The sequence below is a fragment of the Mycobacterium sp. genome (genome assembly GCF_035499775.1).
Classification (GTDB): Bacteria; Actinomycetota; Actinomycetes; order Mycobacteriales; family Mycobacteriaceae; genus Mycobacterium.
Genome location: NZ_DATJYB010000184.1, coordinates 1 through 11775 on the forward strand (window position 1 = coordinate 1; position 11775 = coordinate 11775).

Here is an 11775-nt window from a genome sequence, read left to right on the forward strand (position 1 = left end):
ATCGATGTGGCTGACCCCGGCCAATGCCAGTGACCGTTGCGGGATTTCGAGTTCGAGCACGATGCCGGTGGGCAGCGCGCGCAGCAAGTCGTGCAGCGGCAGCTCGCCTTCGCCGGGAACCATGCGTTCATACATGGCTTCCTCCATGTAGTTATCGAGGCGCGGCTGTAGCGTCGTGTCGTTGAGTTGGGCGTAGCCGATCTGCTTGGGATCCAGTGCCGCGACGTCGGCGGCGGTGGACCCGGATCGCACCAGGTGCATGGTGTCGATCAACAGCCTGAAGTCGGGTCTCGCGACGTGTGCCAGAGCGGCCAGCGCCGTGGGAAGGTCGCCGACCGTCAGGCCCGGTACCGGTTCGACGACGGTCTCGATATTCCGTTGGGCGGCAAGCTCTGTCAGAGTGGCGAACTGGTCGAAACTGCGGCCGAGGTCGGGATCGAGGCTGACCGCGTTGATCCGGGGCACGCCCAGCTGCGCCAAAGCGTCGAGATCCGCTGAGTACGTGCCCATCTCGGCGCCGGGCAGCACCAGGAACCCGTCGCCGAGAGTGATCGTCACGCCGTGCCGGTCCAGCGCGGCGAGCAGATCCTTGCGCAATGCGGGGTCGTCCCTCAGCGAGTAGGGCGGATAGCCCAGCGGCACCAGCGGTACTCCCTGCACCACCGTCGAGATGTGACGGCATCCGAGATCGGCCGCAAGTTGGACGAACTCGACTGGCGGCAGCGCGAATACGCTCAGAAAGCCGATGGCGAGCCGGTTCATTCGGGGCGACCTGCCAGCCGGGCCAACTCGTCGGCAGCCGGCGCCGTTTGGGTGGTCAGCGCGATCTGTCCGGAATTGACCGGCTCTTGGATGGTCGGCGCTTCCAGAACGAGATCGTCGCGGACGAAAGCGATGTGGGCATGCAGGTGCCCGGCGGTGAACGAGGCCCACGCGGCCGCCGACGGCGTGTCCATTGTCAGATGCACTTCGAAGTAGTCCGCCGTCAGCGGCTTGGGCGGGTCCACATGTGTCAGCACAAGCCGCATTGTCTCTGGCCCCAGCGTGTAGAGCGTGGTCCGGGCAAGGTCACAGGTAACCAGGACGTCGGTCGCTGCGACCGGGGCGTTCGGGTTTACGGCCGGGCACTTGTCCGGCGTGGTCATCTTCGACCTCTGCACCGGCCGAACCGGCAACGGCCGAATCCTCGCCACGGGCGCTGCCGACTGAGTCGTCGGCGGCACCGTGCTGGTCGTCTTGGTGATCGGGGTGGCGGGTGCGGCCGGGTGGTGCGACGAGTGGCAGCCGCAGAGCACCGCCCCGATAACCACCGCCCATGCCGCTATATCCCCGGCACGACAAGCACTTTCGCGTGCGCTAGCAGAGGCCACTCGGAATCCCGCGGGTGGGCGTCGTCTCCTGGACGGGCATGGTCTGCGGGTAGGGCACCCGATAGGGAATGCCGTACTGAAGTGTCCCCAACGCCACGTTCGGCACGCATTGCGGCACTTTCGACAGCGTTCCCAGCGCGGGGTGGTCCAAGTTGGGTGGCGACGGGTTCGGCGGTGCGGCGAAGTTGAAGGTCGACGTCATGTCGCCGGTGACGCTGCGCCGCCACGGGGTCAGGTTGGGAACCGGCACCCCGAAACGCGTTTCGAGCAACCGCAGCTGTGACGTGTGGTCGAAGCGGTCACCGGCCATCAGGCCGCCGCGACTGTACGGGGAAATGACGATGCAGGGGACACGAACGCCCAGACCGATGGGCCCACGTATGCCCCCGGACCCCTCCACCGAGTTGATGTCGGGCACGGTGAGGTATTCGCCGGGAGTCCCCGGAGGCGGGAAGGGCGGTATTACGTGATCGAAGAAGCCGCCGTTTTCGTCATAGCTGATAATCAGCGCGGTCTTTTCCCAGACGGCCGGATTGGACAGCAAAATCTTCAATATGTTCACGATCGCGGCAGCGCCGGCCGCCGGCAGGAATGCCGGATGTTCGGATTCGAGTACGTTGGGAACCACCCACGAAACCTGCGGCAGCCCATTGGCTTTGACGTCGGCGGCAAAGTTCGCGGGGTAGGTCGGGGCTATGGCGTTGCGTCCCAGATCCGACCGCGGATCCGCCGTCTGCTTGAAATACTCCACAAACGTGCCGAAGCTCAGCGCCGAGCCGAATGGTCCGAGGGTTTTGTTGCGATAAACCTTCCAGCTGACGCCGGCGTCGCTGAGGTTTTGCGGCATGATGCGCCAGCTGAACTTCTGGGTCGGGTCGACAGCGGGGCTCACCAGCTCCGGCCCGCCTGCCAGGCCGTCCGGATCCAGGGTCGCGCTGAGCCAGTACAGCCGGTTGGGCAGCGTCGGGCCCAGCACCGAGCAGTGGTACTGATCGCAGATCGTGAACGCATCGGCCAGCATGTAGTGGATCGGGATGTCCTTGCGCGTGTAATAACCCATCACGGTGGGCGTGTGGGCGGCCGTACGGGTCGCGGCCTGCGCCGGCAGCCACCTGTCGTTGGCGCCGCCGTTGAATGCGTTGTGCATCGCGATCCAGGTGTGGTCCGGGTCGTTGACGCACTCGCCGTCCAGCGCGGGGCCGCGGGTGGTGTCGAAACGGTAGGGCATCGTCATGCCGGCGGGATCGACCGCCTGTGTCATCGGATTCCAGCCCAGTTGCTTGAACAACGGCGAAGGAGTGCCGAATCCGTCGGTGCCGGAAAGCGTTCCGAAATAGTGGTCGAATGACCGGTTCTCCTGCATGAATAACACAAAGTGTTCGATGTCGGTCAAATGGCCGGAACAGGGACCGGCTCCGTAGGCTTTTTCAATCACCGGACCCGCCAACGACAGCAACGCGCCGCCCGCGGTTGCTCTCGCCAAGAATTCCCGGCGCGAAATGCCGTCGGTTTGGCTTTCGCTCACCGCCGGCCTCCTATCGCACCACTCAGCTCAAGGTAGATGACCGTGGCTATCGGCAATGACGTGCGAAGCGGCGTGTCGCGCGCGGATTTTCGGCTATCGGTAGCCGAAAAGGCGTTGTTTCTCAGCGAGTGAATCTCAAGCGGCGCGAAAAGCGTTGACAATTAGGCTCGGTGGCCATCAACGGATCAGCTGAGCCGGCCTGGCCCAGTTTCCGTGGCGGGGCGGCTTTTGCAACACTACAAATATAGAGTAGTCTTCTGGTCCAGATAACCGCCCGACGCCACGAAAGCTCCCGCTCATGGCCCAACGCACTCCTGCGGCACCGCAGCGACGTAAGCCCAACCCCGCGGAGCGCCGCCGCGACCTATGCGATGCGGCGATCCAGTTGTTGGCTGACGACGGGGCCAAGGGGTTGAGCCACTTGAAGGTCGACCGCAAGGCCGCTGTGCCCGACGGCACCACCTCGTTCTATTTCCGTACCCGCTCGGCGCTGTTGCGTGCCGTTGCCGAGCGGCTGGCCGAGTTGGATCTGGCGAGCTTGCAATCGGTCGTCGACAGCGCCGACGGCCGGGGCGACAATCCCTCGCCGTCCCGGTTGTCCCAGGTGGTGATCCAATCCGGCAGCGAACCGCAGTTGTCCCGAACGAAGGCACGCTACGAGCTGACGATGCAGGCCAGTCGCGACCCGGCACTGGCCGCGATCATGCAGCAGGCCACGGACGGGTTCACCAAGCTGCATCGGGAGATCCTCGTGCAGCTGATGCCGCACGGCGCGCAGCTGGAATCGGCCGTGGTCGAGGATCTGAGCAACGTCACGCTGACGTTCATCAACGGCCTGCTGCTCCGCGTCGCCCACGGCGACCGGGTTGTCGACAGTCCCGAACAACTCGATGGGATCCTGGCGGCGATCGCCACCGGCATTCTCAAGAGTCCGGACAAGGGTCGGCTGACCCAGTCCGACGGAACGCGCCCCGCGCGCCACCGCCGGACGGCATCGCGGGCAGCTCGGGCGTCTGGCTGAAGGTATGGGTAAGTGTCGGGTTCCGCGCCGCTCCGGGTCTTGCCAGGGCATCCGCTGTATGGTTCTCTACGCAAATAGAGTAAGCCGCCGGCCCGAACCCAACGCGCGCGAGTTGGCGTCCGGAAATGGCCCTCGCAGGAAGGGATTAGGAGGGACTTCGTGACGACGAGCACCGAGAGCGATGTTCGCTTCGACCCATACTTCGACCCATACGATGTGGAGCTCATCGGCGACCCGTATCCGATGTTCGCCCGGCTGCGAGACGAGGCGCCGCTCTACTACAACGCGGAATACGACTTCTTCGCATTGAGCCGGTTCGCCGATGTCAACAAGGCTGTGATCGACCACGGCACCTACAGCTCCGCGCGCGGCGTGATCCTGGAGCTGATCAAGGCCAACCTGGAGGTCCCGCCGGGCATGCTGATCTTCGAAGATCCGCCGATCCACGACGTGCACCGCAAGCTGCTGTCGCGGATGTTCACGCCGCGCAAGATCGCGGCGCTCGAGCCGATGATCCGCGACTTCTGCGCGCAACTCCTGGATCCGTTGGTGGGATCGGGACGATTCGACTTCGTCAAAGATCTCGGTGCGGTCATGCCGATGAAAGTCATCAGCATGCTGCTCGGCATTCCCGAAGACGATCAGGAAATGGTTCGTGACCGCGTCAATGCCCAGCTGCGCACGGAGGCGGGCAAACCCATGAGCCATAAGAAGGGCCTGTCCGTCGGCGAGCAGTTCGAGGCCTACATCGACTGGCGAACCGACAATCCGTCCGACGACATCATGACCGAGCTGCTCAACGTCGAGTTCGTCGACGAAACCGGCACGACACGGCGGCTCACCCGGAACGAGATCCTGGTGTACCTCAACGTCGTTGCCGGAGCAGGCAACGAAACGACGACCCGGCTGATCGGTTGGGCGGGAAAGGTACTCGGTGAGCATCCCGAGCAGCGCCGCGAACTGGTGCAGAATCCCGGGCTCATCCCGCAGGCGATCGAGGAGTTGCTGCGCTTCGAGCCGCCCGCACCCCACATGGCGCGATATGTGACCCGCGACGTCACGATGTACGGCCAGACGGTGCCCGAAGGCAGCGTGATGCTGATGCTCCTCGGGTCGGCCTGTCGCGACGAGCGGCGGTTCGGTCCGGACGCGAACAAGTTCGATATCCACCGCGCCGCAAGGCCGCATCTCACCTTCAGCGTGGGCGCGCACTTCTGCCTGGGATCGGCCCTGGCACGACTGGAAGGACGGGTCGCCTTGGAGGAAATCCTCAAACGGTTCCCCGAGTGGGACCTCGACCTGGCCAACTCCCGGCTCAGCCCGACGTCGACGGTGCGGGGCTGGGAAACCCTGCCGACGGTGGTGGCGTGATGGCCGGCCGGGTAGAGGGGAAGGTCGCTTTTATCACCGGCGCCGCCCGGGGACAGGGCCGCAGTCACGCGGTGCGGTTGGCGCAGGAGGGCGCCGACATCATCGCGATCGACATCTGCGGGCCGATCGATAACATGGCCTACCCGCCGTCGACGCCGGAAGATCTGGCCGAGACCGCCGATTTGGTCAAGGCCCTCGACCGGCGCATCGTCACCGCGGAAGTCGACGTGCGCGACTACGACGCCCTCAAAGCCGTAGTGGACAGCGGCGTCGAACAACTCGGCCGCCTCGACATCATCGTCGCCAACGCGGGCATCGGCACCGTCGGCAAGAAGCTGCACAAGATTTCCGAGAAGATCTGGCAGGACATGATCGACGTCAACCTCTCGGGTGTCTGGCACACCGTGAAAGCCGGTGTGCCACATCTGATCGCCGGCGGAGGGGGTGGCTCCATCGTGCTCACCGGCTCGGTCGGGTCGCACAAGGCGCTGGCCCACACCGGCCACTACATCGCCGCCAAGCACGGCGTGCTGGGGCTGATGCGCAGTTTCGCGGTCGAACTGGGCCAGCACATGATTCGGGTGAACTCGGTGCATCCCAGCCAGGTCAACACGCCGATGACCATCAACGACTTGACGTTCCGGCTGTTTCGGCCGGACCTGGAGAATCCCGGACCCGAGGACTTCGCGCCGTTTTCCCAGATGATGCACACGCTGCCGATACCGTGGGTGGAAGCCGTCGACATCAGCAACGCGGTGCTGTTCCTCGCCTCGGACGAATCTCGTTATATCACCGGTGTTTCGCTGCCCGTCGACGCCGGCGCTCTACTCAAATAGGAGAAACTCATGCCCGAATACGACTACGAAAAGTTGAAGAAGGAAGCCGAGCAGTACATCAAGTTCGAGAAGGACAAGAAGAACAGAATCGCCTACATCACGTTCGACCGTCCCGAGGCGCAGAACTCGACCACGTTGGGGATGCGGCAGAACTACGCCGATTTGATCCACAAGTGCAACGTGGACGACGAGGTCAAGGTTGTGGTGATCCGCGGCGAGGGCCAGGATTTCGGTAGTGGTGGGGACCTGCCCGAGCAGCGCCCGATGCTGGAGAACCCCGGCCTGCCGCTGCTGCACGAGCTCGCGATCAACGACGACGACGTCAAGTACCCGCCGGGCGGCTCGTATCGCTACCTGTCCACGGTCACCGACTTCTATGCCAAGGCCCGCGCGGGAAACCGCCCGCTGCAAGAGCTTCGGAAGATCAGCATCATCGAGGCCAAGGGCTACTGCTACGGCTGGCACTTTTATCAGGCCGGCGACGCCGACCTGGTGATCTCGTCCGACGACGCCCTTTTCGGTCACCCGGCTTTCCGTTACGTGGGCTGGGGGCCGCGGCTGTGGTGGTGGGCGGAGACGATGGGTCTGCGCAAATTCTCCGAAATGCTGTTCACCGGGCGGCCGTTCAGCGCGAAAGAGATGTACGACTGCGGTTTCGTCAACAGCGTGGTGCCCCGCGACAAGCTGGAAGCGGAGACCGAGAAGTACGCGCTGGCCTGCTCGAGGTCACGCCCGACCGACACAGTGGCGGTGCAGAAGACCTTCCTGGAGTTGTACAAGCAGCACAAGGGCGAGTATTTCGGCAGTCTGCTGACCGGCATGGTCGAAGGGATGCTGCCGATGATCCAAAACGACGCGCAGGAGGTCGATCTCACCGAGGGGACCTTCGAAAAGGGCCTCAACAACGTGGTGAAGGACAACGATTTGAACTTCCCGCCGGAGTGGCGCCTGAGCCGGTCCGGACGCCAGAAGCCCTGATTGCCTTGAGCGGGTGCGCATGTCGGCGCTGACGGGTATCAGGGTCGTCGAGCTGGCGGGATCTGTCGCGGGGGAGTACTGCGGCAAGCTGCTGGCCGACTTCGGCGCCGAGGTGATCAAGGTGGAGGCGCCTTCAGGTGGCAGCCCCACTCGTGCGATGGCGCCGATCCTTGCTGAGGGTGTTGAAGGCAGTGCGCTGTTCGCCTACCTCAACACCAACAAGCAGTCCGTCGTGCTGGACGGCGAGCGCCTGGACCAGCTGATCGGCAGCGCTGACGCCGTCATCGAAGACCGTGACACGGGGCGGTCACAACGGCACCCGAATGTGGTGTTCTGCTCCATCACCCCGTTCGGCCGCGGCGCGGCCCTGGAATTCGATAACGAGTTCGATAACGCCAAGAGCATCAACGTGTTCCACGCCAGCGGCTGGGGGTATCACACCCCCAGCCATGCCGACCCGGGCAAGCCGCCGCTGCAGGGGCCCGGCCGCTTTCTCGCCGACTACGAGGCGGGGCTGGAGGCGGCGTTGTGCGTGGCGTCGTCGTTGTTCGGACGGCTGCACGACGGGCTGGGCGAGTTCATCGACGTTTCGCAGCATGCCGTGCTGGTCTCCCGGGCCGATTGCATCCTGGGCCGGTTGATCACCGGCGAGGTCCCGGCCGAGGGCGACCGGGGCGACTACGACCAACAGGGTCCGGCTTCGTTTTTCGCGTGCGCGGACGGATTCGTCTACCTGTACATGACCAGCCGCGCGCACTGGGTCGGCGTCAAGGCGCTGATGGGTCATCCGACGTGGCTGGACGAATTCGACGACGACTGGCTGGAGTTCTCTGTCACGCCCGAGAAGGTGGCGACGTTTCAGCGGGGGTTCGCGGCGTGGGTGCGGGACCTGGCCAGAGAGAGTGCCTCCGAGCAAGCGCAGCGCCTGAACGTGCCGCTGGTTCCGGTCAACGACGCCGCGGATCTGCATCGGTCGCCGCAATACCGGCACCGCGGCTTCTTCCGGGAGGTACGCCACCCGGTGCTGGGCACCGCGGCGTATCCCACCGTTCCGTACACGCTCAGCGCGTCGCCGGCGGAAATCACCTCTGCCGCTCCGGCTCTCGGCCAGCACACCGCCCAGGTGCTCAACGCGCCGCGCACGCCGCCCGCGGAGCGGTCGGCACAGCTCAAGGCGCCGCGCCGTTCGCGCGGCGGGCCGCTGGAAGGGGTACGCGTCGTCGAGCTGACCAAGGTGTGGGCCGGCCCGTATGCAGGCAAGCTGCTGGCGATGCTGGGCGCCGAGGTGATCAAGATTGAGACGGCAACTGCCCCAGAGGAGATGCGCGCCTACGGCGGCACCGATATCGACCACGCTCCCTACTTCCTGAGCATCAATCCCGAGATCCTCAGCGTCGATCTCGACATCAAGTCACCCGACGGGATGCTGCGGCTGCGCGAACTGATCGCGCGCAGCGACATCGTGATCAACAACCTGCGGCCGGGCGCGATGGAGCGGCAAGGTCTGGGCTTTGAACAGCTCAGGGCGATCAAGCCGGACATCATTTCGGTGTCGATCAAGATGTGGGGCAACGACGGGCCGCTGGGGCATCAGACCGGTTACGCGCCCTGCTTTTCCGCGCTGGCCGGGCTCGCGTCGCTGGTGGGCTACCCGGGCGGACCGCCCCTTGGGGCGAGCATGCGCTACGGCGATTCCACGGTCGGCGCCGCGGCTGCCTACGCCGCCGTCGTGGCGTTGTTGCATCGCGAACTCAGCGGCGCAGGCCAATTCGTCGACGTCTCGGCCGTGGAAACCTTGTCCTCGATGATCGGGGACTGTCTGTTGCAACAGAGCCTCACCGGACAGCGCCTCGAGCCCAATGGCAACAACCACCCCGACCTGTGCCCACACGGCTGCTACCCCTGCCTGGACGGTTCCTGGGTGAGCCTGGCGATCGCCAACGACGATGAATGGCAAGGGCTCTGCGCCGTGCTGGACGCGCCTGAGCTGGCCGCGCGGTACCCCAGCGTGACGGAGCGGCGCGCTGGCGTCGAGGCGCTGGACGCAGACCTGGCGGAGCTTACCCGGGGTCACGATGCCGAACAGCTCGCGCACCGCCTGCGGGCCTCGGGTGTCGCCGCGACCAAGAGCGCCACAGCGTTGGATGTGATTGGCGATCCACGTCTTTGGGATCGCGAGTTGTACTGCTTCGTTTCCGATCACCGTGAAGGCCAGCGGCCGGTACTGGGACCGTCGTGGCGGCTGGCGCGGAACCCGGCTCGAATTGAGCGCGGCGCACCCGACCTGGGCGAGGACACCGACTACGTGCTGCACGAAATACTGGGTGCCGGGACAGGAGCCAGAACATGACGTTGGCGCACACGGCGGCTTTGGTGACCGGCGCGAGCAGCGGCATCGGCGCGGCGACGGCGAAGGCGCTGGCCGCCCAGGGTGCCGCGGTGGCGCTGTTGGCGCGCCGCGCCGATCGGTTGCAGGAGCTGAAGGCCGAGATCGAATCCGCCGGCGGGACGGCGCTTGTCGTGCCGGCCGACGTCACCGACGCCGAGCAGGTAGCAGCGGCCGTAGAGCGCACTGTCATGGAATTGGGACGCCTCGACACGCTGGTGAACAACGCGGGCCTGATGCAGTCGGCGCCTGCGGCCGAAGCGCCACTGCAGGACTGGGACGACATGGTTTCCGTCAACGTGCAGGGGGTCCTCTACGTCACCCGCGCGGCGTTGCCCCACCTGATCGCGGCCGCCGCTGACTCACCCCGTGGTGTGGCCGACCTGGTCACGATCAGCTCGACGGCCGGTTGGGTGGCCCGGCCCAACACCGCGGTCTATTCGCTCACCAAATTCGGTGTCAACGCGTTCAGCGAGGGCATCCGCCAAGAGCTGATCGGCAAGCGCGTCCGCGTCGGCGTGGTAGGTCCGGGAACCGTTGATACCGAGATCTTCAGCCATCTGTCGGAGGCGTCGCAAGAGGCGTTTGAGCAGCAGACCGCCGGCATGGTCAAGCTGCGGCCGGAAGACATCGCCGACGCGGTGCTCTACATGGTGACCCGGGATCGCAGGGTGGCGGTCAACCACATGCTGGTACGCGCGGCCGAACAGACCTGGTGAGCCGTGCAGATTCCCGCCGATCCTGCCGCGTTGCGCTCCGGTGGGACCCGATTTCTCACGAATGCGTTTCGGGCGTCAGGCGTACTCGCCCACGACAACGCCGTCAAGAACATCACGGAGTTCCGCGAAGTCCCCGGTGGCAGCACTGGGCGCAAAGTAGCTTTGTCGGTTGAATACGACACGCCCGCACAGGATCTGCACAACGATTTGTTCGTCAAGTTCTCCCGCGATCTGGAAAATCCCACGCGCGATCGCGGGAAGACGCAGATGGAGCCGGAGGTGCGGTTCGGCGCGTTGTCGCGCACACCGGAATTTCCCATCACGGTGCCCACCGTGCTGTTCGGCGACTACCAGCGTGCGACCGGCACGGGAATATTGATCACCGAGCGAATCCAATTCGGCGCCAACGGAATCGAGCGCCAATACCACAAGTGTCTCGATTACGAGATGCCCGAACCCGTCGAGCACTATCGTGCGCTGCTGACCGCGCTGGCCCGCCTGGCCGGCACGCACCGGTCGGGGTGCTTGCCGGCCCACCTGACCGCGCACTTTCCGCTGGATGTGGAAGCCGCCACAGTGGGCGAGCGGGCACCGCTGACCATGGATAAGCTGGAGCGACGGCTGACTCAGCTGGCCGAGTTCGCCGAAACCCATCCCGGACTGCTGCCCGCCAACGTCGGCTCACCGGAATTTCTGGCCCGCCTTCGCGACGACGCACCTCGGTTCACGCAGTACGAAGGCCTCATCGCGCGTGGGTTGGCTGCCGACACAGACTATGTCGCACTGTGCCATTGGAACGCCAACGTCGACAACGCCTGGTTTTGGCGCGACGCCGACGCCGTACTGCGCTGCGGCCTGATGGACTGGGGATGCGTCGGCCAGATGAACATGGGCATGGCCATTTGGGGGGCCATGTCGGGCGCCGAAACCGATCTGTGGGACGGGCATCTCGACGAATTGCTGGACTTGTTCGTCGGAGAATTCCGTCGTTGCGGGGGCCCGGATCTGGACCGGGACCGACTTGTCCGGCACACTCTGCTCTATGCGGCGGCGATGGGGGTTGCCTGGCTGCTGGACGTACCGGCCTTGATCTGTATGCGGTTTGGTGTCGCGGTGCCGGGCAGTCGCAAGGACCCACGCATCGCCGGCGACGAAAGTGTTCGTGCGCCACTGCAAATGCTGTCGAATCTGCTGAACCTGTGGGAACGGTATCGGGTGGGCGGGCTACTGGACGAAGCTCTCGACGAAGACGGACTGGTCGCCTAGTAGCGGCGGGCTGGGGGCGCGAGCTGGGGGCACCTCCCGCTTGCGGGGGAACGCAAAAGCACCCTTTTTTCGGCGTGTCGGGTGCTTTTGCGTCTGCTCGCCGTAGCTGCGGAACCTCTTGCGCCACTTGTGTTTCTTGTCGGTGGCTGTTCCTAGAATGTGAGGCATGGGTGCCAGCACGCGGGAGCAGATCGTCGAGGTGTTCGACGCGCTGGACGCCGACGCGGACCGCCTGGGCGAGTTGACCTTCGACGTGCTCACCACCCCCGAACGGCTGCGCGCGATGGAGCGCCTGGAACGCCT

10 protein-coding genes are annotated in these 11775 nt (G+C 65.1%); 7 read left to right on the forward strand and 3 right to left on the reverse strand.

What is annotated here, in order from left to right; translation table 11 throughout:
• The 3 genes from VML93_RS12430 to VML93_RS12440 form a co-directional block, all read right to left on the reverse strand.
• Positions 1-762, reverse strand: a 762-nt coding sequence (locus VML93_RS12430) for a sugar phosphate isomerase/epimerase family protein (RefSeq protein WP_325610955.1), incomplete at its 3' end; no start/stop codon positions are given.
• Positions 759-1310, reverse strand: coding sequence for a SecDF P1 head subdomain-containing protein (locus tag VML93_RS12435; protein WP_325610956.1), 552 nt, complete (start codon positions 1308-1310; stop codon positions 759-761). The genes VML93_RS12435 and VML93_RS12430, both read right to left, overlap by 4 nt.
• A 46-nt stretch (positions 1311-1356) precedes the next feature.
• Entirely contained in the window at positions 1357-2895 is a 1539-nt protein-coding gene (locus VML93_RS12440; protein WP_325610958.1) for a phospholipase C, read from the reverse strand.
• A 298-nt stretch (positions 2896-3193) separates the two neighbouring features.
• Between VML93_RS12440 and VML93_RS12445 the strand changes: the two genes are divergently transcribed.
• The 7 genes from VML93_RS12445 (at position 3194) to VML93_RS12475 (ending at position 11472) form a co-directional block, all read left to right on the forward strand.
• Positions 3194-3916: a TetR/AcrR family transcriptional regulator gene (locus tag VML93_RS12445; RefSeq protein WP_325610959.1), complete on the forward strand. Its 723-nt coding sequence runs from the start codon at positions 3194-3196 to the stop codon at positions 3914-3916.
• A gap of 159 nt (positions 3917-4075) precedes the next feature.
• On the forward strand, positions 4076-5287 hold the full coding sequence (locus VML93_RS12450; protein ID WP_325610961.1) for a cytochrome P450: 1212 nt from the start codon (positions 4076-4078) through the stop codon (positions 5285-5287).
• Positions 5287-6123, forward strand: a complete 837-nt coding sequence (locus VML93_RS12455) for a mycofactocin-coupled SDR family oxidoreductase (RefSeq protein ID WP_325610962.1) — start codon at positions 5287-5289, stop codon at positions 6121-6123. Before VML93_RS12450 ends, VML93_RS12455 begins: the two co-directional genes overlap by 1 nt.
• 9 nt (positions 6124-6132) lie before the next feature.
• On the forward strand, positions 6133-7101 hold the full coding sequence (locus VML93_RS12460) for an enoyl-CoA hydratase/isomerase family protein (RefSeq protein WP_325610963.1): 969 nt from the start codon (positions 6133-6135) through the stop codon (positions 7099-7101).
• Positions 7102-7120: 19 nt separating this feature from the next.
• Entirely contained in the window at positions 7121-9451 is a 2331-nt protein-coding gene (locus VML93_RS12465) for a CoA transferase (RefSeq protein ID WP_325610965.1), read from the forward strand.
• A complete protein-coding gene (locus VML93_RS12470; RefSeq protein ID WP_325610967.1) occupies positions 9448-10206 on the forward strand; it encodes an SDR family NAD(P)-dependent oxidoreductase in 759 nt (252 codons plus the stop codon). Before VML93_RS12465 ends, VML93_RS12470 begins: the two co-directional genes overlap by 4 nt.
• A 3-nt stretch (positions 10207-10209) precedes the next feature.
• Positions 10210-11472 carry a hypothetical protein gene (locus VML93_RS12475; RefSeq protein ID WP_325610968.1) on the forward strand — a complete coding sequence of 421 codons (1263 nt, stop codon included), beginning with the start codon at positions 10210-10212 and terminating at the stop codon, positions 11470-11472.
• Positions 11473-11775 lie beyond the last annotated feature (303 nt).